The organism is Lonepinella sp. MS14436, from assembly GCF_042470565.1.
Taxonomy (GTDB): Bacteria; Pseudomonadota; Gammaproteobacteria; order Enterobacterales; family Pasteurellaceae; genus Lonepinella.
Window position 1 is genome coordinate 967,569 of sequence record NZ_CP170385.1, and the last position, 22,508, is coordinate 990,076.

At 38.4% G+C, this 22,508-nt stretch carries 20 protein-coding genes; 14 read left to right on the forward strand and 6 right to left on the reverse strand.

Annotated features, from left to right (window positions below):
- The first annotated feature begins 8 nt into the window (after positions 1–8).
- From O1Q81_RS04695 to cobB, 5 genes are read left to right on the forward strand one after another with little or no spacing between them, the layout of a single operon-like run.
- Complete coding sequence (locus O1Q81_RS04695) at positions 9–911, forward strand: homocysteine S-methyltransferase family protein (RefSeq protein WP_386698613.1); 903 nt, start codon at positions 9–11, stop codon at positions 909–911.
- 1 nt (position 912) lies between these two features.
- Complete coding sequence (locus tag O1Q81_RS04700) at positions 913–2,133, forward strand: DUF711 family protein (RefSeq protein ID WP_386698481.1); 1,221 nt, start codon at positions 913–915, stop codon at positions 2,131–2,133.
- 12 nt (positions 2,134–2,145) lie between these two features.
- A complete protein-coding gene (fic, locus tag O1Q81_RS04705; protein WP_386698482.1) occupies positions 2,146–2,694 on the forward strand; it encodes a protein adenylyltransferase Fic in 549 nt (182 codons plus the stop codon).
- Positions 2,695–2,739: 45 nt separating this feature from the next.
- Complete coding sequence (locus O1Q81_RS04710; RefSeq protein WP_386698483.1) at positions 2,740–4,149, forward strand: basic amino acid/polyamine antiporter; 1,410 nt, start codon at positions 2,740–2,742, stop codon at positions 4,147–4,149.
- Positions 4,150–4,184: 35 nt separating this feature from the next.
- The gene (gene cobB, locus O1Q81_RS04715) at positions 4,185–4,889 is read left to right on the forward strand and encodes a Sir2 family NAD+-dependent deacetylase (RefSeq protein ID WP_386698485.1); all 705 of its coding nucleotides are present in this window, start codon (positions 4,185–4,187) and stop codon (positions 4,887–4,889) included.
- Positions 4,890–4,967: 78 nt separating this feature from the next.
- Here cobB and O1Q81_RS04720 read toward each other — a convergent pair whose 3' ends face one another.
- The gene (locus tag O1Q81_RS04720; protein WP_386689949.1) at positions 4,968–5,309 is read right to left on the reverse strand and encodes a DUF496 family protein; all 342 of its coding nucleotides are present in this window, start codon (positions 5,307–5,309) and stop codon (positions 4,968–4,970) included.
- A gap of 188 nt (positions 5,310–5,497) precedes the next feature.
- Here O1Q81_RS04720 and serC point away from each other — a divergent pair, with 188 nt between their 5' ends.
- The 5 genes from serC to recR all read left to right on the forward strand — a co-directional run bounded on the left by serC (position 5,498) and on the right by recR (position 10,243).
- The gene (gene serC, locus O1Q81_RS04725) at positions 5,498–6,580 is read left to right on the forward strand and encodes a 3-phosphoserine/phosphohydroxythreonine transaminase (RefSeq protein WP_386698486.1); all 1,083 of its coding nucleotides are present in this window, start codon (positions 5,498–5,500) and stop codon (positions 6,578–6,580) included.
- 66 nt (positions 6,581–6,646) lie between these two features.
- Positions 6,647–7,753, forward strand: coding sequence for a histidinol-phosphate transaminase (hisC, locus tag O1Q81_RS04730; protein WP_386698488.1), 1,107 nt, complete (start codon positions 6,647–6,649; stop codon positions 7,751–7,753).
- Positions 7,754–7,855: 102 nt separating this feature from the next.
- Entirely contained in the window at positions 7,856–9,169 is a 1,314-nt protein-coding gene (gene aroA / locus O1Q81_RS04735; protein WP_386698490.1) for a 3-phosphoshikimate 1-carboxyvinyltransferase, read from the forward strand.
- A 78-nt stretch (positions 9,170–9,247) separates the two neighbouring features.
- Positions 9,248–9,577, forward strand: a complete 330-nt coding sequence (locus tag O1Q81_RS04740) for a YbaB/EbfC family nucleoid-associated protein (protein WP_386689958.1) — start codon at positions 9,248–9,250, stop codon at positions 9,575–9,577.
- A 66-nt stretch (positions 9,578–9,643) separates the two neighbouring features.
- Complete coding sequence (recR, locus tag O1Q81_RS04745; RefSeq protein ID WP_386689961.1) at positions 9,644–10,243, forward strand: recombination mediator RecR; 600 nt, start codon at positions 9,644–9,646, stop codon at positions 10,241–10,243.
- 23 nt (positions 10,244–10,266) lie between these two features.
- On the opposite strand, the gene O1Q81_RS04750 is transcribed toward recR, so the two are convergent.
- From O1Q81_RS04750 to clpB, 5 genes are all read right to left on the reverse strand, one after another.
- Positions 10,267–10,881, reverse strand: coding sequence for a DUF1919 domain-containing protein (locus O1Q81_RS04750; protein ID WP_386698492.1), 615 nt, complete (start codon positions 10,879–10,881; stop codon positions 10,267–10,269).
- A 108-nt stretch (positions 10,882–10,989) separates the two neighbouring features.
- Positions 10,990–11,778, reverse strand: a complete 789-nt coding sequence (locus O1Q81_RS04755; protein WP_386689966.1) for a cell envelope integrity protein TolA — start codon at positions 11,776–11,778, stop codon at positions 10,990–10,992.
- 1 nt (position 11,779) lies between these two features.
- Entirely contained in the window at positions 11,780–12,166 is a 387-nt protein-coding gene (exbD, locus tag O1Q81_RS04760; protein WP_386689968.1) for a TonB system transport protein ExbD, read from the reverse strand.
- Positions 12,167–12,184: 18 nt separating this feature from the next.
- Positions 12,185–12,640: a TonB-system energizer ExbB gene (exbB, locus tag O1Q81_RS04765; protein WP_386689970.1), complete on the reverse strand. Its 456-nt coding sequence runs from the start codon at positions 12,638–12,640 to the stop codon at positions 12,185–12,187.
- Between the two features lie 503 nt (positions 12,641–13,143).
- Positions 13,144–15,714, reverse strand: a complete 2,571-nt coding sequence (gene clpB / locus O1Q81_RS04770; RefSeq protein ID WP_386698494.1) for an ATP-dependent chaperone ClpB — start codon at positions 15,712–15,714, stop codon at positions 13,144–13,146.
- 286 nt (positions 15,715–16,000) lie between these two features.
- Here clpB and O1Q81_RS04775 point away from each other — a divergent pair, with 286 nt between their 5' ends.
- The 4 genes from O1Q81_RS04775 to O1Q81_RS04790 all read left to right on the forward strand — a co-directional run bounded on the left by O1Q81_RS04775 (position 16,001) and on the right by O1Q81_RS04790 (position 22,500).
- Positions 16,001–17,791 carry a dynamin family protein gene (locus O1Q81_RS04775; RefSeq protein WP_386698496.1) on the forward strand — a complete coding sequence of 597 codons (1,791 nt, stop codon included), beginning with the start codon at positions 16,001–16,003 and terminating at the stop codon, positions 17,789–17,791.
- 15 nt (positions 17,792–17,806) lie between these two features.
- Positions 17,807–20,170 (forward strand): dynamin family protein, encoded by a 2,364-nt coding sequence (locus O1Q81_RS04780; RefSeq protein WP_386698498.1) that lies wholly within the window; start codon positions 17,807–17,809, stop codon positions 20,168–20,170.
- Positions 20,170–21,831: a dynamin family protein gene (locus tag O1Q81_RS04785; protein ID WP_386698500.1), complete on the forward strand. Its 1,662-nt coding sequence runs from the start codon at positions 20,170–20,172 to the stop codon at positions 21,829–21,831. Before O1Q81_RS04780 ends, O1Q81_RS04785 begins: the two co-directional genes overlap by 1 nt.
- 300 nt (positions 21,832–22,131) lie before the next feature.
- Entirely contained in the window at positions 22,132–22,500 is a 369-nt protein-coding gene (locus tag O1Q81_RS04790) for a type II toxin-antitoxin system RelE/ParE family toxin (protein WP_386698502.1), read from the forward strand.
- Positions 22,501–22,508: the final 8 nt, after the last annotated feature.

Sequence of the window (22,508 nt, forward strand, 5' to 3'; positions counted from 1 at the left end):
GAAATATGATGACTATCACCATTTTAGACGGCGGTATGAGCCGTGAACTTATGCGATTAAACGCACCATTCCGCCAACCCGAATGGTCAGCGTTATCGTTAATTGAAAAGCCGTCCGCTGTGCAACAGGTGCATGAAGAATTTATCAAGGCAGGGGCGGAAGTGATCACCACCAACAGCTATGCCGTGGTACCGTTTCATATTGGCGAACAACGTTTTCACGCCAATGGCAAAATGCTTGCTGAACGGGCTGGACGACTGGCACAAAATGCGGTGCAAAATTCAGGTGTTTTGACCACTAAAATTGCAGGATCGCTCCCCCCAATGTTCGGCTCGTATCGGGCAGATTTAATCCAACCTAATCGCTTTGCGGAAATTGCTCAACCGATCATTGATGGGCTGTCCCCTTATGTGGATATCTGGCTATGTGAAACTCAAAGTGCGATTATTGAGCCTGTTTCCGTGCAAAAACTCTTGCCAAAAGATGAACGTCCGCTGTGGGTGTCATTCACCTTAACCGATGACAAACCCACCACCGAACCGCAACTACGTTCAGGCGAAAGCGTGCAAAGTGCGGTGGAAAAAATGATCGAAATTGGCGTACAGGCGATTTTGTTTAATTGTTGCCAACCCGAAGTGATTGAACAGGCGTTAATCGTTACCCGAAAAACCCTAGAAAAACACACCGTACTTCATATTAAAACTGGAGCCTATGCCAACGCCTTTGCACCGCAACCCGAAGATGCCACCGCCAATGACGGACTAGATGAAGTCCGCAAAGATCTCGATCCGCCAGCCTATTTGCAATGGGCAAAAAAATGGACGGCTCAAGGGGCGAGCATTATTGGCGGTTGCTGTGGCATTGGGGTGGAATATATTAACGTGTTAGCCAAGAATTTAAAGGGGAAATAATATGCCAATCTATCAAAACAAAGCCCTTTGTCGTGTCCGTGCCGTGACGCTTTTTTTAACCCTAACCAAGGATAAAAGCCAGTGGCTCAATGCGTTAAAGCAAGCCAAAGCGGAATTTGATATTCTCGTGCCAGCCATTCAACAACAAGGCTATACCGTACAATCTATTCGTATTGTCACCAATAGCTTTGGCGAATATTTGGATCTCACCAGTTTAGCCACGGCAAAACAAGATTTAGCTTATTTGAAAGAGCTGTTATTACAGCTTAATGACAGTGGATTGCGGATCCGTTTTGCCATTGGTGAAGCCAAAACTGTAGAAGAAATTGCCTTGTTACCTGAACTCATTGCGGATTATGGCGATTTATGCAATGCCTGTGTCAACGTGGGATTAGATCAAAACGGTATTTTAAACAACGATCTTATTTTGCAATCCGCTCAAGTGGTCAAACGCATTGCCGACATCACGCCCCGAGGCGAAGGTAATTTCAATTTTACCGTGAATTTTAACTGCAAACCGTTTATTCCTTATTTTCCAGCTAGTTATCATTCCAGCCAGTTGCCGAACAGTTTTGTGATTGGGCTAGAAACGCCTGATTTGTTAGTCGCCGTGTTAAAAGCATTATCCCCAACGCATCACAATGCGTTCTTCCAACAATGTTATGAAGCAATGTCGCAAGCCCTGCAATATCACGTTGATGAAGTCTTAAGTGCGGTCAATTCCGTACAAGATTCTCTCCATTTCTATTTTGCGGGTATGGATAGCTCCGCCGCTCCGTCTAAAAATTGTGCATCAATGACGGAAGTTTATGAATTAATGGGCGTGCCGTATTTTGGGGCAGCAGGCACCGTGGAAGCCTCTTCCTTATTAACTCGAGTATTTAAGTCAGTGCAAAATGTGCCGTTAGTGGGCTTTTCGGGCTTAATGCTGGCGGTTACGGAAGATTTAGGGCTAGCTGACGGCACACAAAAACAGCAATTTGATATTCGAGCATTGCTCACTTATAGTTCCGTCTGCGGAATTGGTTTAGACACCGTGCCTGTGGCTGGCGATGTGACGGCTGAACAAATTGCGGCGTTAATGCGAGATACGGGAACCATGGCATTTCGTTTAAACAAACCATTGACCGTGCGTCTGTTCCCAATTCCGCATAAACAAGCTGGCGAATTAACCGAATTTGACAGCGTTGATTTATGTAATTGCCGTATTTTGGCAGTATAAAAAGGAAATGCAATGAAACCTATCGATCAACAAAGCCTCGAAAATGCCTACCGAATTTTTGAAACGGGCGACGTCTATCAATTTGAAGTTGGCACAGTCAAAGGCTTGCAACAAATTCACAAAGCCTTATTCAACGGGCTGTATGATTTTGCTGGGGAAATTCGTCAATATAATATTTCCAAAGGCTATTTTCGGTTTGCCAATGTGCTTTATTTAAAAGAAGTGTTGGCAAAAATTGAGCAAATGCCTGAAAGCACTTTTGAGCAAATCATTGAAAAATATGTGGAAATGAATATTGCTCATCCGTTTATGGAAGGCAATGGACGCAGTACAAGAATTTGGTTGGATTTGATCTTGCGGAAAAATTTGGGCAAAGTGATCAATTGGCAAAATGTAGATAAAACCTTGTATTTGCAAGCAATGGAACGTAGCCCTGTGAATGATTTGGAACTGCGTTATTTATTGCAAACCAATTTAACGGATGATGTGGATAACCGTGAAATTATCTTCAAAGGCATTGAACAATCTTATTATTATGAGGGCTATCAAAAACAGCCTTAACTAAAAGGTCAACAGACCCTAATTTAACCTAAAAGGAAAGCAATTATGTCAAACAAAAAAATCGGCTTGGTGTCGCTGACGGCGTTGGTACTAAGCTCTATGATTGGCTCGGGGATTTTTAGTCTTCCGCAAAATATGGCAGCCGTGGCTGGGGCGGAAGCGATTTCCATTGGCTGGCTGATTACGGGGATAGGGATTATTTTTCTCGGGCTGTCATTCTTTTTTATCTCCCGTCTTCGTCCTGAATTAGACGGCGGTATTTACACCTACGCCCGTGAAGGCTTTGGTAACTTGCTGGGCTTTATGTCGGCGTGGGGTTATTGGCTCTGTGCAACCATTGGAATAGTAGGCTATTTAACCGTGGCATTTGAAGGCTTAGGTGTATTTACGGATAGCGAAACCACCGTGATTTTCGGACAAGGCAATACCATTGCCGCCTTTATTGGTTCATCAATTATCGTGTGGCTCGTTCACGCCTTAATTGCAGGAGGTGTGAAAGAAGCGGCAGCGGTCAATCTGGTGGCAACCTTTGTGAAAGTCGCTCCGTTAATTTTATTTATTGCCTTAGGCTTGTGGTATTTTGATGCGGATTTATTTAATACGGACGTAAAAGCCACCGCACTTAATAACACGGTGAGCGACCAAGTGAAAGACACGATGTTAATCACCCTTTGGGTGTTCACAGGCGTAGAAGGAGCAGCGGTGTTGTCAGCTCACGCCAAAAAACGTTCCGATGTGGGCTTGGCTACTGTGTTAGGGATTGTGATTGCGTTAATTCTTTATGTGGCGATCACGATTTTGTCCTTAGGTATTTTACCCCGTGAAGCCATCGCCAATATGGCAAATCCGTCTATGGGTCCATTACTTGATGCCATGATGGGTTCGATAGGAAAGATGATTATCACCGCTTGTTTGATTGTGTCGGTGTTAGCCTCTTATATCAGCTGGACAATGTACTCCGCCGAGGTGCCTTACTGCGGTGCAAAAAATGGGGCATTTCCAAAAATTCTAGACAAACTCAACCAAAACGGCACACCGATTAACTCGCTCTGGTTTACGGGTTTTGTGGTGCAGTTTTGCTTGGTGTTAGTGTTAGTTTTTGAGCAAAGCTATAATAATTTGCTGATGATTTCCACGTCCATGATTTTAATTCCGTATTTCTTAATTGGAGCCTATTTGTTCAAACTCGCCATACAAACTAACGCCGCTTGGTATATTAAACTCACAGGCTTTATGGCATCAGTTTACGGGCTATGGATCGTCTATGCAGCAGGCTTGGAATATTTGTTATTGTCTGTAGTGCTGTATGTGCCAGGGATTCTATTATTCCTGTATTCCAACCGAAAATTCCACGGCAAAATCACTTTAACGGGTGCTGAAAAAGGCATTTTAGCGGTGATTTTGGTGATTTTTGTGTATGCGGTGTATCGTTTACCTGAGTTATTGACTGCATAATTTATTCACTATAAACAAAGCCATAAGGAAAGAAAATGAAACAACCTAAAATCGTTATCCTAACGGGGGCGGGCATTTCCGCCGAATCAGGTATTCGCACATTTCGTGCCAGTGATGGCTTGTGGGAAGAACATCGTATTGAAGATGTTGCTACCCCCGAAGGCTTTGAGCGTAATCCAGAATTGGTGCAACGGTTTTATAATCAACGCCGCCGTCAGCTATTTAACCCTGACATTCAGCCCAATGCGGCTCATCTTGCCTTGGCTAAATTAGAACAGAAATTCGGTGATAATGTGTTAGTGGTAACACAAAATGTGGATAACTTGCACGAACGTGCAGGCACAAAAAATCTGATTCACATGCACGGCGAATTATTAAAAGTGCGGTGTAATTGGTCGGGGAAAATTTACGACTGGACAAAGGATATTACCGAACAGGATCGTTGTACCTGTTGCCAACCACCACGCCGTTTGCGTCCGCATATTGTGTGGTTTGGCGAAATGCCGTTACAAATGGAACGGATTTATCAGGCTTTAAATGAATGTGATTATTTTGTTTCCATTGGTACATCGGGCAATGTTTATCCTGCCGCAGGTTTTGTGCAGGAAGTCAGCCCTCAATGTAAGACTATTGAAATCAATTTAGAACCCAGTCAGATTCGTTCGCATTTTGTCGATGTGAGAGTAGGAAAAGCAGGTGAATTAGTTCCGCAGTTTGTCGATGAAATGTTAGCTAAATAAGCCAAATAATAAAAATCTGTTTCTCAAGCATTAAGATGAGAAACAGATTTTCTAAATTAACTCTAAAATATCAGCGAATTATTTTTCATTTTTCAATAATTCAGCATGAGCTTTGTTCCGATCTTTCATTTGAGCTTTGATTTCACGGCGTTGTTTAGAAAGATCGGCATTTTTGATCATATAATCATCAACACGACCTTCATAGTCATCACGCATATTTTCAATAATTGCACGTAAATCGGCAATACTCATATCATCACGAATATAATCGTTTAAATTATCAAGTAATAATAAACGTTTTTTATTATCACGAATTTTACGGTCGTTATCACCAATTTCACGTAATAATTTATTACGACGACGATATAAACGAACATATTCTAAAACTTCTTGAAAGGATTGTTTGTTGACGTTTTCCATAATTAGCACTCACTATATTAAAAAGGATAATCTAATTTATCCTTTTTCGTCAGTTTCGTCAAAGTGTTAATGCAAAATTTATGGCTAAGATCAATTTTTTCTGGTAATTCCTTGAAAAATTCATTGCCTATAGGCGGTTGTGGTGGTAAAAATAACACAATTCTAATATGACAAAATAGGAAGTATTCATGACACAAGTATTCAATTTTAGTGCTGGTCCTGCCATGATGCCAAAAGCGGTTTTGCAACAAGCACAAGCAGAGTTATTAAATTGGCAAGAGCAAGGCACTTCGGTGATGGAAATCAGTCATCGTGGTAAATATTTTATGGAAATGATTGTACAGTGCGAAAAAGATTTACGTGAATTGTTCCATATTCCAGATACTTATAAAGTATTGTTTTTACAAGGCGGAGCAAGGGGACAATTTGCTGCAATACCGATGAATTTAGCCAATAATAAGGGGAAAGCCCTTTATTTGGTGGATGGACATTGGTCATCTGTGGCTGCCAAAGAGGCTGCTAGTTTTACTCATGTAGATGAAATAAATATCTTAAATTCTGACCGCACTTTACGAGTGGAACGCTTGGATTTTAGTGATATTTCCGAACAATATGACTATGTACATTACTGCACCAATGAAACCATTAGTGGTGTGGAAATTTTTGATGTTCCCAATGTGGGTAATGCAGTGTTAGTGGCGGATATGTCATCAGATATTTTATCTCGTCAAATTGACATTAGTAAATTTGGCGTGATTTACGCAGGAGCTCAAAAAAATATGGGACCGTCTGGTATTACACTGGTCATTGTGCGTGAAGATTTAATTGGTAATGCTCGTAAGGAAACACCGTCTATTTGGAATTATGCAGTACAAGCCAAGTCCGATTCAATGATTAATACGCCACCAACCTTTGCTTGGTATCTCTGTGGTTTGGTGTTTAAACATTTGTTAGCCACGGGCGGTTTAGATGCTGCCGAACAACGCAATCGTGCCAAAGCAGAATTATTATATAATTACTTGAATAATAATAGTTTTTATCATAATTATGTGGCGGAAGAAAATCGTTCTATTATGAATGTAACCTTTACCACCGATAATGATGAGCTGAATGCGAAATTTGTCGCAGAAGCCACTAAAGCAGGATTACAAGCCTTAAAAGGGCATAAAGTATTAGGTGGCATGCGTGCATCTATTTACAATGCAATGCCGATTGAGGGGGTGCAAGCCTTAATTGCGTTTATGCAGAAATTTGCACAAGAAAACGCTTAACATTTAATTTATCTATTAGGGCGAGCATTCGCCCAATTTACTTAACCTAAAGTGCGGTCAATTTTTATGAAATTTTTATCTTTAGCTAACCAAGGGGTACAATCCCTGTCGCCTTACCAAGCAGGCAAACCGATTGAAGAACTTGAACGAGAGTTGGGTATTGCTAATATTATTAAACTCGCTTCTAATGAAAATCCTTTTGGTTTTCCTGAAAGTGCCAAAAGAGCGATTATGGATCAGCTTGATGAGCTTACTCGTTATCCCGATAGTAATGGGTTTGCATTGAAAAAAACGATCGCAGAAAAATTTTCTGTTGAGGCAGAACAAATCACCTTAGCCAATGGCTCGAATGATTTCATTGAATTAGTCGCTCACACCTTTGCCAGTGAACAAGATGAAATTATTTATTCGCAATATGCTTTCATTGTTTATCCTTTGATTACCAAAGCGATTAATGCGGTCGCTCGTGAAATTCCAGCCAAACACTGGGGACATGATTTAGACGGTTTTTTGTCGGCAATTAATGATAAAACCAAATTAATTTATATTGCTAATCCAAATAATCCAACGGGAAATTTTTTGACAGAAAATGAGATTGATCGTTTTTTAAGTCAAGTGCCAGAACGCATTATTGTCGTGTTAGATGAGGCTTATACCGAATTCACAGCCGAAAATGAGCGGATTGATTCCTTTGCTTTGCTGAAAAAATACCCGAATTTAGTGGTTTCTCGCACTTTATCAAAAGCCTATGGATTAGCTGGTTTACGCATTGGTTATGCAGTATCTAATCCTGAAATCGCCGATCTTTTCAATCGTGTTCGACAACCGTTCAACGTAAATAGTCTGGCTCAAGTAGCCGCTATTGCGGTATTAAAAGATGATGCGTTTGTACAAAAAGTCGCACAAAATAACCGTTCAGAAATGCAACGCTATGAATCTTTTTGTCAACAGCATGGTTTGCAATATATTCCGTCTAAAGGTAATTTTATCACCATTGATTTTAAACAACCTGCGGCACCAATTTATCAAGCCTTATTGCATGAGGGGGTGATTGTTCGTCCAATCGCTGGTTATGGTATGCCAAATCATTTACGCATTAGTATTGGTTTGCCCGAAGAAAATCAACGGTTTTTCACCGCACTTGAGAAAGTTTTACAAATTACTCCGTACTAACTTAAGCATGGTTACGCCACGTTGTGGCTGAAAATGAAATGAGAAGATGCGGAGCATCGTTACTTTATTTAACCCTGTATGTTAGTGCAGGGAGGAAACAAAATGGAAAAAATCACCCTAAACCCAATTTCTCGTATTGAAGGCACGATTAATTTACCGGGTTCCAAAAGCCTATCCAACCGTGCCTTATTATTGGCTGCACTTGCCAAAGGAACTACCAAGGTTACTAATTTATTAGATAGCGATGATGTTCGTTATATGTTAAATGCGTTGAAGCAACTCGGCGTGAACTATCACTTATCAGAAGACAAATCTGTTTGTGAAGTACAAGGATTGGGTGGAGCATTTCAATGGCAAAGTGGTTTAGCCCTATTTTTAGGTAATGCGGGAACAGCCATGCGACCTCTAACTGCAGCCCTTTGTCTAGCTAATCCAAATGCGATACCAAGTGAAATTGTTCTCACAGGTGAACCACGAATGAAAGAACGACCGATCAAACATTTAGTAGATGCCTTATTGCAAGCTGGGGCAGAAGTGCAATATTTGGAACAAGACGGCTATCCACCTGTGGTCATTCGTAATAATGGGTTACATGGTGGAAAAGTGAAAATTGATGGTTCGGTTTCTTCTCAATTTTTAACCGCACTTTTAATGGCAGTTCCTCTTGCTACCGCAGATACTGAAATTGAAATTATCGGTGATTTAGTATCTAAGCCTTATATTGATATTACCCTAAATATGATGAAGATTTTTGGTGTGGAAGTGGAAAATCAACATTATCAACGCTTTATCGTAAAAGGCAATCAGCAATATCAATCTCCACAACATTTTTTAGTGGAGGGGGACGCTTCTTCAGCTTCCTATTTCTTAGCCGCAGGTGCGATTAAAGGCAAAGTAAAAGTGACTGGCGTAGGTAAAAACAGTATTCAAGGCGACCGTTTATTTGCAGATGTATTAGAAAAAATGGGGGCTAAAATTACTTGGGGAGATGACTTCATTCAGGCGGAACAAGGCGACTTAGTTGGCATTGATATGGATATGAACCATATTCCTGATGCAGCGATGACGATTGCCACCACCGCACTTTTTGTTAAAGGGGAAACCTGTATTCGTAATATTTATAATTGGCGAGTGAAAGAAACCGACCGTTTAACCGCAATGGCAACGGAGCTGAGAAAGGTTGGCGCAAGTGTAGAAGAGGGGGAGGACTTTATTCGTATTCAACCTCTTGAATTAAGTCAATTCAAGCATGCTGAAATTGCAACTTACAATGATCACCGTATGGCGATGTGTTTTGCGTTAATTGCTTTGTCTAATACAGAGGTAACGATTTTAGAACCAAAATGTACGGCAAAAACGTTCCCAACATTCTTTGATGAATTTTTAAGCATCGCTATGTATGATAACAGAGTCTAATTCTGAGTGTTCTCTTGTAGAATACGAGCTGATCAGATAAAATACGCACACTTTTTTATAAATTAAGGAATAATCAGAATGTTCGGAAAAGGCGGAATTGGTGGCTTGATGAAACAAGCTCAACAAATGCAAGAACGTATGCAAAAAATGCAAGAAGAAGTGGCTCAACTTGAAGTGACTGGAGAATCTGGTGCTGGTTTAGTCAAAATTACTGTAAATGGAGCGCATAATTGTCGTCGTATTGAAATTGATCCAAGTTTAATGGAAGATGACAAAGAAATGCTGGAAGATTTAGTTGCTGCGGCTTTCAATGATGCGGTTCGCCGTGCAGAAGAATTGCAAAAAGAGAAAATGGCAGGATTAACCGCAGGTATGAACTTACCTGCTGGCTTTAAAATGCCATTCTAAAAATTCAAAGGTTATCACCGCACTTTTTTGTCAAACAAAAGTGCGGTTTATTTTTAAGGAATTTTTATGCAAAGTAGTCCGCTATTAGAAAATTTGGTGGAACATTTACGTTGTTTACCTGGGGTTGGACCAAAATCTGCTCAACGTATGGCATACCATTTGTTACAACGTGATCGTAGTGGAGGCATGAATTTGGCTCGGGCGTTAACTGATGCCATGTCAAAAATTGGGCATTGTTCCTATTGTCGTACATTCACTGAAGAAGAAATTTGTAATATTTGCGATAATCCACGTCGTCAGAATTCGGGTTTGCTTTGTGTAGTGGAAATGCCAGCAGATATCCAAGCTATTGAACAAACAGGGCAATTTTCAGGACGCTACTTTGTATTAATGGGGCATTTATCCCCTTTAGATGGTATTGGTCCTAGAGAGATCGGGTTAGATTTGCTACAACAACGGTTGCAATCAGAACAATTTAATGAAGTGATTTTAGCCACTAATCCAACCATTGAGGGAGATGCAACAGCCAATTATATTGCTGAAATTTGCCAACAACAGGGTATTAAAGCGAGCCGTATCGCTCATGGTATTCCAGTCGGCGGTGAACTGGAAATGGTAGATGGCACTACATTAACTCACTCATTCTTAGGAAGACGAGAGTTGTAGCAAAAAGAGTGCTGATATGCACTTTATTTTTGATTAAACCAGCCTATATAATCAAACTGATCATAATATTTTTTACCCAATAAACCTGAATAATCAAACAAATCACCCACTTGATCTTGTTGTTCAAATCCTTTGATATAAAATGCGGATTTTAATTCTGGATAAGGTTTATGAGTAAATACCACTTTATGCACAAAAGGCAATGCCTCAAATTGTTGTAAATGTTGGTAAGTACAACCATCACGGTCGGTCATGATAATAAAAAGATTATCCATATTTATCCGTTTAGTGCGTTCTTGCCATTTTTGTTTAGCTTGTTGCTCGGAATGATAATGCACAAAGTAAATCCGAAGATCGGCTAATTGTCCGACAGGATAATTTTTATCACTCTTTACAATGGTTAATTCCTGATTTTTATAGTATTCAATATTGCTCAAATAACGAATAAAATCATCGGGTTCCAAATAAAGATTGACGAAAGGTGAATTAAATGGCTGATGAAGATCGTGTAAAATTAAGGCACCGTTGCAATTACTAGAGATAACCGAAAAATTGCTATTTTTTAACCGCACTTGATTCGACTTATTGATGCCAAGGCGGAAAGGTTTATTGATGACGTTTTGTATTTTCTTGAACATGGTTCAACATCCATAAAATAATTTATTTAATTGGGGGTATGTTATCATATTTAGTAAAACAAAAAAGCTGAATTCAATACACCTGAATTCAGCTTTTTATATCATACATTATTGAATTTTAAACTGTACTGGTACGCTTACCGAACTTCCCATTCCTGCTGGGCGAGGTCCTATAGATCTGGCACTTTGTACCGCTTGTAAGGCAGAATTATCTAAATCTTCGCTACCAGATGATTTTGCCACTCGAATACCACTAATTGAACCATTCTCACCGAGATTAAACGCAATAACCACAACACCTTGTTTACGCATCATTTTAGCTCGTTGTGAATATTTTTTATGGCGTTCAATTTCACGTCTTAATGCACTTTGGTAAGCACTAATTTCTGACGTACTTGTTCCACTACCTGCTAAATTTGGGTTATTGGTTGTTACGTTATTGGAGGTTGATGTCGCTTGCGAATTTACCGCAGCATTTCCCTCCCTGACAGCATCTGCTTTTACGGCATTAGGATCAGGTTTAGCAATAACTTTATTTACTGGTTCTTTTGGTTTTTCTTTTGGCTTCTCTTTGGGTTTTTCTTTAGGCTTTTCCTTTGGTTTTTCTTTTTTCTTCTCAGGCTCTTTGGGTTTTTCTGGCTCTGGTTTGATGGTTGGATCCGCTACAATTTCTATCTTTTCGGGTTCTGGCTCTTTTTGTGGTTCCACTTCTGGTTCGGGGGCAGGTTCTTCAATGGTTGTTGCCATCATCATTTGCATAGAGATGTTGGTATCTAACACTCCAGCCACTTGGCTATTCGCCGCATCCTGATTAACAACGAGAGAGAATAATACTCCCCCCAATCCACAGTGAAACACCAATGAACCGACAAAGCCCAGTAATGAATCTTTCTTCATTTTACTTGCCTTTGTCTTTCATGGTGACAATCGCCACATTGGTAATTTGATTTTTAGCCATTAAATCCGTAATAGATACAAAATCTTGGAATACAGCATTGGCATCCACTTTTAAAGTTACTTTTTGGGTTTTATCCCAGCTTGCAACTTCTTTTTCTAATGCTTCCTGTGTAATTGGCTTATCATTAAAAAAGATTTCACCCTGTTCTGTTACAGTCAATAATTTAGCTAAATCATCTGATTTAAACGCTACCGTTTGTGATGCTTTAGGCACATTCACCTGAATTTTTCCCTGTGAAATAAAAGAAGCAGTAATTAATACAATAGCTAGTAAAACCAGCATAATATCAATAAATGGAATAATGTTAATTTCATCAAATTTTTTCATTTCAACATTACTCCAAAATTATTGTTCAATGTGTTTTGAGCTATTTAATGCTTTCCATTTCAAACGGTTAACTTCGACTTTACGTCCCAATGCACTGTAAAATACCATGGATGGAATAGCGACTAAAATACCGATTGCGGTGGCTTTTAAGGCTAAAGAAAGATGTAGCATAATGGTAGCCGCATCAATATCACCAGCGGAATTACCTAAGTCATAGAAAGTTAATAAAATACCAATTACTGTACCTAATAAACCAATATAAGGAGCGTTGGCACCAATGGTAGAAATAATGGTTAAATGACGATTGAGTTCAATATCTAAGGCGTGAATATTACTATAACTTGTGACTTTGATTTTGCTAAGGAATATATAGCGTTCAATAACAAACCAAACCATAATAAAGCTCATTAAACAGAGTAATCCGATGATAATATAATCACTATAACTTTTTAAAAAATCAAATAATGCTGGCATAGCTACTTTCCTTTGTCTAAATAATCAAAAAACTAATTGATAACTAATTTCAATTGGTACGGAATTTTAACAAATTCATCTGATGAGATAAAGAATATTTTTTATTTCGGATAAAACTATATAAGGAAAGAGGTTAATTTTCGTAACACTAGAAAATAACAAACCCCTAGACATATAGACAGGGGTTTGTGTATAATTCCTTTCGTGCTATCGGCGACCTGAGCAACGTGTTTGCTTAACCGTAGCACGTTGCCTAGTCGTCTTAGTCCTATGGCACTAAGGGGGTGATTTATGTGAAAACATCAGAAACTATTGCTCTGATGATACTAGCTCTTCTGCTAGTAGGGGCTTTCAGTACTCGGTTTGTAGCCATTTTCGATGTACTGTTAGCAGTTCTCAATAAATAGCCTAAACGGCTATGGAAGTGGGTAGGGTAGCAACCTACCCACGACTTTCTGTATTATAAGCCTTTCATTTCAAATTTCAACCATTTGATCTTTCATTTACTGAACAGCCACCACTTGACCATCCACATAATCCACCGTAATCACCTGATCAGGTAACAATTTACCCGACAAGATTTGTTGTGCCAATGGATTTTCGATTTCTTGTTGAATCGCCCGTTTCAATGGTCTTGCCCCATAAATTGGATCGTAACCCACTTCTCCGATGAAATCTAACAAGGCATCGCTAAATTGCAATTGATAGCCATGATAAGCCATACGTTTAGTTAAGCGTGCTAATTGAATTTGAGCAATGGCTTTAATATTTTCTCTGGCAAGAGGGTGGAACACCACGGTTTCATCAATACGGTTGATAAATTCAGGGCGGAAGTGTGAACCCACTACGGACATCACAATTTCTTTCATGCCGTCATAACCCAAATCTTTGTTCTCTTGAATTAAATCTGAACCAAGATTAGAGGTCATAATCACCACCGTATTACGGAAATCCACGGTACGACCTTGTCCATCGGTTAATCGTCCATCGTCCAATACTTGCAATAAAATGTTAAACACATCGTGGTGTGCTTTTTCCACTTCGTCTAATAAAATGACGGAATACGGACGGCGGCGAACGGCTTCGGTTAAATAACCGCCCTCTTCATAGCCCACGTAGCCTGGAGGTGCGCCAACCAAACGAGATACGCTATGTTTTTCCATAAATTCGGACATATCGATCCGCACCATCGCATCTTCATCATCAAATAAGAAGTTCGCCAAGGTCTTGCAAAGCTCGGTTTTACCCACCCCAGTTGGACCTAGGAACAAGAATGAGCCAATCGGACGATTTGGATCAGAAAGCCCAGCCCGACTACGGCGAATGGCATTGGCAACGGCTTCCACGGCTTCACCTTGCCCGATCACCCGTTTATGTAATTCATCTTCCATTCGCAACAATTTTTCTTTTTCTCCCTCCATCATGCGAGAAACAGGAATCCCTGTGGCACGAGAAAGCACTTCAGCAATTTCTTCATCTGTTACACGATTACGCAACAACGTCATTTCTTTACCATCAGCTTTATCCACTTCCGCTAACTGTTTTTCAAGATTTGGAATAATGCCATATTGCAATTCGGACATCTTATTCAAATCGCCAGCACGGCGAGCTTGCTCCATTTGGGTACGAGCATTTTCTAACTCTGCTTTAATATGTTGTGTGCCAGAAAGGGCGGCTTTTTCGCTTTTCCAGACTTCTTCCAGCTCCGCATATTCCCGTTCTTTTTCCGCTAGCTCCGTTTCCAAGGTTGCCAAGCGTTTACGGCTGGCATCGTCTTCTTCTTTTTTCAACGCCTGTTGTTCCAATTTTAATTGGATAATACGGCGATCGAGTCTATCCAATGGTTGCGGTTTAGAATCAATTTCCATGCGAATGGAACTGGCTGCTTCATCAATTAAATCAATGGCTTTATCTGGCAATTGGCGATCCGAGATATAACGATGCGAAAGCGTTGCCGCTGCCACAATGGCAGGGTCAGTAATCTGTACGTGGTGATGCAACTCATAACGCTCTTTCAAACCACGCAAAATCGCAATGGTATCTTCAACAGTCGGCTCGTCCACAAACACTTTTTGGAAACGGCGTTCCAAAGCAGCATCTTTTTCAATATATTGACGATATTCGTCCAACGTAGTCGCCCCCACGCAATGCAATTCGCCCCGAGCCAAGGACGGTTTGAGCAAATTGCCAGCGTCCATCGCCCCGTCTGTTTTGCCAGCCCCGACCATGGTATGAATTTCATCAATAAATAAAATCACCCGACCTTCTTCTTGAGCAAGCTCTTTCAACACCGCTTTTAAACGTTCTTCAAATTCACCGCGGTATTTCGCCCCTGCGATCAACGCCCCCATATCAAGGGAAAGCACTCGTTTATTTTTCAACCCTTCAGGCACTTCGCCATTCACAATACGTTGTGCCAAGCCTTCCACAATCGCGGTTTTACCCACCCCAGGTTCACCAATTAACACAGGGTTGTTTTTGGTGCGGCGTTGCAATACCTGAATAGCACGGCGAATTTCTTCATCACGCCCAATCACAGGATCGAGCTTGCCTGACTCTGCCCGTTCAGTTAAATCAATGGTGTATTTTTGCAATGCCTGACGGCTTTCTTCTGCATTTTGATCGTCCACTTTCTGCCCCCCACGAATTTGTTTAATCGCCTGTTGTAAACTCTCTTTTTTTGCACCGCACTTGCGTAAAATCTGGCTCAAGCTGCCGTTATCTTCTAATGCGGCTAACAAGAAAATTTCAGATGAAATAAATTTGTCTTGTTGCTGTTGAGCGATTTTGTCGCAAAGATTTAAAATATTCACCAACTGCCGAGAAATCTGCACATCACCGCCATTACCTGATACTCGTGGTAACTTATTGAGTTCATTATTTAATTCATTGCGTAATAAACTCAAATTCACCCCAGATGCGGTTAAAATCGGAGCAATTGAACCATCTTGTTGATTTAACAGTGCGGTCAATAAATGCACAGGTTCAATAAACTGATTATCTTTACCCAAAGCCAAAGATTGTGCTTCGGCAAGGGCTTGTTGGAATTTTGTAGTAAATTTTTCAATATTCATAATATTTTCCTTAAAAATAGGTAAGTTGTTACTGTCATTACTCTATATGATCTCTTTTTAAGCAATTTCAAGGATTATGTTAAATTAAATTTGTATATTGTCTTTTGCCCACATAAGGATCTGAATACGATTTTTGTAGCAATAATTTAAGCGATTAAAAAACAATCATCAAATGATCAAAAAAAAAAACAAACGCACTTCACCGACAATAAATGCGACACAACCTGTCAAACTCTTTTGCTATACTCTGCACCATTTATTTTCATATACCAATAAGGCGTAAATTATGCAATTCCAAACTCAAACTCAATTCTTGCAATACCTTTCCGCAGTACAACAAGCTATTCAGCCTATCAACCTTGATCAAACTGATCTCGACACGCTCCGTCAAAAGATTGAAACAGCGGAACTTATCGTGCCTGTGATTGGCGGCTTTAGTGCAGGCAAAAGCACGTTAATCAATTCATTCTTAGCACGTAATATTCTCCCGACCAATGTTAAAGCCGAAACAGCACTCGCCACTGAATTGCGGTTTAGTGAGCGAGAATATATTGAAGCCGTTAATGCCGATGAAAGTGTTCAAGAATTTGATTTAACGGACTTTGAACGAATTAAAGATAATGCGGCACAATATCAATATTTACGCCTGTATCTTAATAGTCAGCAACTAAAAGAGATTCAGCCCTTAGTTTTAGTGGATATGCCAGGGTTTGATGCCCCAATTAAAACTCATAATGATGCCATTCTTAGCTATTTAAGCAAAGGTGTTTATTTTGTTTTTTTAACTGGCGTTGATGAAGGCACATTAAGCCAAAGTATGATTCGTGAAATTCAAAAAACACGAGAATATGGCAAAGATTATGCGTTTGCGTTAAGCAAAACAAATCTGCGTTCTGCCAGTGATGTTGCGTTGGTGAAAGCACAAATTAGCAAACAACTTTTTGCAGAATTTGGCGAAGAAAAAGACGTGTATGATTTTGGTAATAAAAGCCAAGAGAATTTGCAAACCATTCTAACCGCAATTAATCCAGAAAAACTTTTTCATAAATTGTTCATTGACACCTTGACGAGTTTTGCCAATGGGCTAGAAAATTCGATCAACACCACCAAAGCCACTTACCAAACCGAACAAAAAGATGTTGAAGAAGCTATTCAGTTAATTAAAGATACCGTAAAAAATCTTAAAGAAAAAAGAGAAAAACAAATTGAACGAATCAAACGAGAGTATCGAGAAAATGATATTCAAAAAATCGGGCAAGATGTTTATTTCTCACTAATGGAGAAAAAAGCAGAATTTGTTGAATCTGCAATTTCAAATCCTGAAACATTCAAAACTGAATTTAATCATATTGTTAAAACTCGTTTAACGCTGTCAGTAGATAAATATCTCAAAGAATTAGGGGGCAAAATTATCAGCAACATTGCCGAAGATTTGAGCAATTTAACTCAACATCTACAAGGGTTTAAAATTGATGATAAATTTTTAATGCGACAATCCGAAGATATGTTCCGTGAATTAACTAATGTGGATATTAGTAACTGCGTTAATAACACTGTGTCAGGTGGCAGTATCGTTGCCAGAAAATCTGAAACAGATTTAGATTTTAGTCTTATTTTAAGCACAATTATTGCCAACTTACCGGTACCCAATATAGTCAAAACAGGGTTGACATTCTTAAGCTCACTCATTTTTGGTGGAAATAGCCGTGATACCGAAGAAGCAAGACAACGAGAACAAGAAGAAATCAACCGTCGTTATCAAGAGCAATACCAACAAGAACAATTACGCCTACAAAAAATAGAACAACGCCGTCAAGTTGAAGAAAAATTAAATCATTTTATTGTAGGTATTCCATCAATGGTGACGACAGAAATTAAACCCCATATTGAAAGGGCAATTAGCCAATTGGTTGAGAAAGTCACGGATTATTTTAGTACCGAGTTAACTAAAAAAGAGCAAGAAATGGAAACGGCGAATAAAGAACGTGATTTAGCCAATATCCAGAGCCAAATTATGGCATTAGATGAAGCCTTACAACAGCTTCAACAATTAAAACAAACTTATTTATCCTGTTAAGACGAGGTGATTATTATGTCTAACGTTATTACCTTAACTAAAGCACTTGAAAAATTGGTTGAAGAAAATAAAAGCAAATTAAGCCATCATTTTGAAACAATCAAAGCAAACTTAAATATCCCAGAATTTAATTCTGAAATTTTAGCCAAACAATTAAAAGAATTTGAAAATAAAGACCGCACTTTAAAATTAGGGATTATTGGGCGAGTGAAAGCGGGCAAAAGTTCCTTATTAAATGCACTGGTATTTGATGGTGAAGATATTTTACCCAAAGCCGCCACACCAATGACAGCATCTCTTGTGCAATTAGAATATGGCGAAACCTTGCGAGCTGATGTAGAGAAATTTGACGAAGCCGATATTCAAAAAATGGAAGAAAAAGTCGTTGAATATCATCAATGGTTTAAAGATCAAGAAAATCGCTTTTTTGAACGCTTAAAAAACAGTGAACCGAAAAAATTGGGGCAAATAGAATTAAGTTCGGAAAGAGAGCAAGAACTCAGAAAAAAAGCCAAAGCTCAGGCGAATGCCATTGAAGCACCGATTGTTTTACAAGCCAGCTTTGAGCAAAGCCAACAAATTAAAAAAGGAACTGTTTGTTTAAGCGATATTCCAACTACGCTTGTGGCAGACAATATTCAGGATTTAAATAAACAGTTAGTGGATTATGTGGGAGCGAATGGCAAATATATGCCATTTACTAAATCTATTCATCTTTATTTACCTTATCCATCCTTGAAAGGGTTAAATATTATTGACACTCCAGGGATTAATGATCCCATTGTTTCTCGAGAGGCTCGTACTCACGAATTACTTGGTTCTTGTGATGTGGTGTTAGTCGTTTCGCCTTCAGGTCAATTTTTAAGCCGTGATGATATTAGTTTAATTTCTCGTATTGCCCGTGGTGTGGAAGGAAAAAATATTCATTTTGTGGCAAGTAAAGTGGATGACCAATTATTTGGTAGTGAAAAAGAAGGATTACATACACCCTCTGAAGTGTTAGATCGTATTAGTGCTAAATTAAAAACACAGGCTGAAAATAATTTCCAAAATAATACACTTAATGAAGTGGGCGGAGCGGATATTACCCAATTAGATAATCCTGTTATTTGTTCATCAAGTGTGGCATATACCTTATTAAAACAGTTTGATAATCAAGCTAGTTGGGATGCAAATACTCAAACGGTTTGGGGAAATTTAAGTGAATATTATGGTGATGTGTTTAATAACGCAGAGCAAGCCAAAATAGAGTTGGCTAAAATGGCAAGCATTGACCAGTTAAATAATATTATTGAAACTAGTCGTGAAAATGCGACTAACACATTGCGAGTACGAGAAATCAATGCTGAACAAGCACAAATAAAAACACTTCAATCAATCCTTAAAAAGCTCAATAAAGAAGTGCGTCAAGAGATTCGCGATCTTGAAAATACTGATTTAAAACAGTTGGAACAAGAACAACGTTCTTTAGAGCAAGAAAAAAATAGGGTTGAAACGAACCTAAATGCAGAATATGCACGCCAATGTCAACAGCTGATTTCTAGCTTATCCGCTGATCTTAATCAGCAAATTACTCGATTGTTAAGAAACTTAGAGCGTACTGCAAATAATAATCGTGGGCAAGAAACTCGCTATGAGCAAAAAACAGGCTATAGAGAAAAAATTGAAACAGAATGGGAAACAAAAACAGAATATCGTAAAGTTAAAAGAAACGTAGTAATGAGAGGATTAAGTTGGTTTACTGGTGGCTTAATTAATGATTACGACTATGAATCTTATGAAGTACGCGTTCCAATCAGTAAAACTATCCAAGTTCCCTATACCTATAATCAAGAATACAATGTTGATGTGATTTATGCTGACCGTATTTTAGATGCGTTATTAGATACCCGAGAAGAATGTGTTGATGAATTAGAATCGGCTCGCAAAGAACATTATCAACAATGGCAACAGCAATTACGCCAAAGCGTTGTTAATATTATTAAAGCAAATAAATTAGGAATTGATGTACGCACCGTTAAAAATGCGGTGGAGCGAGTAATCCATTCACTTCCAGCTCGTGCGTTTAAATTATCTTCACGGATTCCAAATAGTATTAACCGAACGGATGTCATTGAAGGGAAAAGCCAAATTAAAGCCTATTTAAATGACGTTTTCCAATATTCAGCAGGGTTACAAAATGAATTGGAATCAGCGGTTCAACAATATAGTTCACAAATCCAACATTCACTTTCAACTATTCACTTTGCGGAAATGATTACGGATACACTTTCGGCGAGTATTAGTAAGAAAAAACAAGATATTCAAGATAAAGAAAAAAATCTTGCTCAATTCAATACAATTCAAGATAAATTAACCCAATTATTGGAGGAACTATAATGTTTAAATTTTTTGGTGAAAAGAAAAGACTTCGTGCGGAAGTCGCCAGCTTAACACAAGCGTTAAATGATGCCAATGATGAGATTCAGCTTAAAAAAGCAGAAATTGAAGAGCTACAACAATATATTGAAAAACAAAAGAAAAACATTAAAAATCTCAATGCAGAGCTTAGCGAAAAAGAAGAAGAAATTGAGCAACTTGAAGAAAATTTGAGTCAATTAAAAAAAGAATGTCGTCAAAAAGAGAATGAAATTAATGAATTACAGACTGAAATTGATGGTAAAAATAGGTTAATTGATTCTTTAGATCGCACCATAAATAAAATGCAACAAGAAATTGATGATGCCAATTTGCGTTTGAATTTAATTTCTAGCTTAGTGTCTGCCCCGATTAAAAATAATGGAGCAGAATCTTTTAATCAAATCATTCAAGAGCGTTTTATTCCGTTTTCCCAAGACCATAATTCGGTGATCGGTGGCGATATGCTATTACAGTTACAAAATATCGTCAGCGAATTAAAGATGATTGAGTCTTATCCTGAGTTTTATCAAAAAACTACCATTGCTATTGCTGGCGGATACAGTGCTGGGAAATCCAGATTTATTAATAGCTTTATTAAGCAAAATCAGAATGACAAAAATGCCAATTTAGCCGAAGGCATTGAACCGACTACAGCCATTCCTTGTTATGTGTTAAAAAGTGATAATGCCGAAAATGCCGTAATTGGTCGTAGTTTTAAAGGCGGAATCGCTCAACTCACCGACATTGATCCCGACTTCACCACCAAATTAAATCATCATTTTATTTCTAGCTTTGGATTTAATTTGAAAGATATTATGCCCTTTATATTTTTAACAGCAGATATTGAATTTGAACATTTATGTTTTGTTGACACTCCTGGCTATAATCCTGCCGTTTCATCACAAAGTTACACCGATCAAGATATGCAAACGGCTCAAGGGTTTATTGAAGATGCCGATGCTTTGATTTGGTTAATTGGTTTAGATACCAACGGCACCATTCCACAAAGTGATCTTAAATTTTTGAAAGAAGCCTTGAGCAAAAATAATGACATTAATCTTTTTGTCGTATTAAATAAAGCAGGATTAAAATCTGCCGAAGATCGACAAAATGTGATGAATAGCGTAATAGAAAATTTAGACAATGCGAAAATTAAATTTAAAGGTATTGAATGCTATGATTCTATTAAACAACAAAGCTATGAATTTCAAAAAATGTCATTGATGAAGTTTTTAACTCAGTTTAATAAGGTAAAAAATAAATGCTTGGATATTATCCAACAGTTAAATAGTATTAAACAAAATTGTAATGATAAAATAAATAGCAGAATTGAACAATTAAAAAACAATGCCAACACCGTTTCAACCTTATCCCTTACTATGTATGGAAATGGCAACTATGGTGACGATGCAGAAGAATTGTTAGATCAGTTAAAAGAAGAGTTTAATACTCATCAACTTGAAAACGACTTAAGCCAACTTCATACGCTTTTTAAAGAGCTTGAAAATACCTTACCAATTATTTTTGGTGAAAATAATTTTGATAATGCATTAGTGTTGCTAAGCAAGCAAGCAAGCAAGCAAGCAAGCAAGCAAGCAAGATCGAACAAGAATCCAATCAGGAAGTCAAGGAAAATTTGACTACGATAGGGCTATATTCTTCAGCATTCAGACACCTACTCGGGTTCAACTTCAACAACCAATAGAGCGAAATGACATATTATTTAGCAGAATACAAAATGGTGATTTTTATATTTCTAAATCGGGAAGATTAATTAATAAATGGTTAAAATTAAGTTGAATTAATTTGCTGTTCGGCTGAGAGAAAACCCTACTTTTGTGATCTCAATTCCAAAATTGAGATTGTTTTCTATTCATCTAGCATCGATCACTTTAGAGTAAAAATCCTATTGCGATTGAACCTAAGATGACAGATAATTTATGCGAATTTTCAAAACCAAATCCTTTACAGCGTTTGCTAATAAAAAGGGCATTGATGACAGCTTGTTAATTGAAGCTGTTGAACGAGCCGAACGTGGCTTGATTGATGCGGATCTTGGTGGTAATGTGATCAAACAACGCATTGCCAAACAGGGACAGGGGCGATCTTCAGGCTATCGTGCGTTGATTTTCTATAAAATTGGACAAAAATACTTTTTTGCATCCATTTTTGAAAAAAATAATCGAGAGAACATCACCAAAGAAGAATTATCAGAACTAAAAAAATTAGCGAAAATCTATCTTCATTATTCTGATGAAACCCTAGCTCATTACATCAAACAACAAGCCATAATAGAAATTTTTGTTTAATAGGAGAA

Coding starts and splice junctions, on each gene's coding strand:
- O1Q81_RS04695 (WP_386698613.1), top strand. CDS start 9: ATGACTATCACCATTTTAGACGGCGGTATGAGCCGTGAACTTATGCGA.
- O1Q81_RS04700 (WP_386698481.1), top strand. CDS start 913: ATGCCAATCTATCAAAACAAAGCCCTTTGTCGTGTCCGTGCCGTGACG.
- fic (WP_386698482.1), top strand. CDS start 2,146: ATGAAACCTATCGATCAACAAAGCCTCGAAAATGCCTACCGAATTTTT.
- O1Q81_RS04710 (WP_386698483.1), top strand. CDS start 2,740: ATGTCAAACAAAAAAATCGGCTTGGTGTCGCTGACGGCGTTGGTACTA.
- cobB (WP_386698485.1), top strand. CDS start 4,185: ATGAAACAACCTAAAATCGTTATCCTAACGGGGGCGGGCATTTCCGCC.
- O1Q81_RS04720 (WP_386689949.1), bottom strand. CDS start 5,309: ATGGAAAACGTCAACAAACAATCCTTTCAAGAAGTTTTAGAATATGTT.
- serC (WP_386698486.1), top strand. CDS start 5,498: ATGACACAAGTATTCAATTTTAGTGCTGGTCCTGCCATGATGCCAAAA.
- hisC (WP_386698488.1), top strand. CDS start 6,647: ATGAAATTTTTATCTTTAGCTAACCAAGGGGTACAATCCCTGTCGCCT.
- aroA (WP_386698490.1), top strand. CDS start 7,856: ATGGAAAAAATCACCCTAAACCCAATTTCTCGTATTGAAGGCACGATT.
- O1Q81_RS04740 (WP_386689958.1), top strand. CDS start 9,248: ATGTTCGGAAAAGGCGGAATTGGTGGCTTGATGAAACAAGCTCAACAA.
- recR (WP_386689961.1), top strand. CDS start 9,644: ATGCAAAGTAGTCCGCTATTAGAAAATTTGGTGGAACATTTACGTTGT.
- O1Q81_RS04750 (WP_386698492.1), bottom strand. CDS start 10,881: ATGTTCAAGAAAATACAAAACGTCATCAATAAACCTTTCCGCCTTGGC.
- O1Q81_RS04755 (WP_386689966.1), bottom strand. CDS start 11,778: ATGAAGAAAGATTCATTACTGGGCTTTGTCGGTTCATTGGTGTTTCAC.
- exbD (WP_386689968.1), bottom strand. CDS start 12,166: ATGAAAAAATTTGATGAAATTAACATTATTCCATTTATTGATATTATG.
- exbB (WP_386689970.1), bottom strand. CDS start 12,640: ATGCCAGCATTATTTGATTTTTTAAAAAGTTATAGTGATTATATTATC.
- clpB (WP_386698494.1), bottom strand. CDS start 15,714: ATGAATATTGAAAAATTTACTACAAAATTCCAACAAGCCCTTGCCGAA.
- O1Q81_RS04775 (WP_386698496.1), top strand. CDS start 16,001: ATGCAATTCCAAACTCAAACTCAATTCTTGCAATACCTTTCCGCAGTA.
- O1Q81_RS04780 (WP_386698498.1), top strand. CDS start 17,807: ATGTCTAACGTTATTACCTTAACTAAAGCACTTGAAAAATTGGTTGAA.
- O1Q81_RS04785 (WP_386698500.1), top strand. CDS start 20,170: ATGTTTAAATTTTTTGGTGAAAAGAAAAGACTTCGTGCGGAAGTCGCC.
- O1Q81_RS04790 (WP_386698502.1), top strand. CDS start 22,132: ATGCGAATTTTCAAAACCAAATCCTTTACAGCGTTTGCTAATAAAAAG.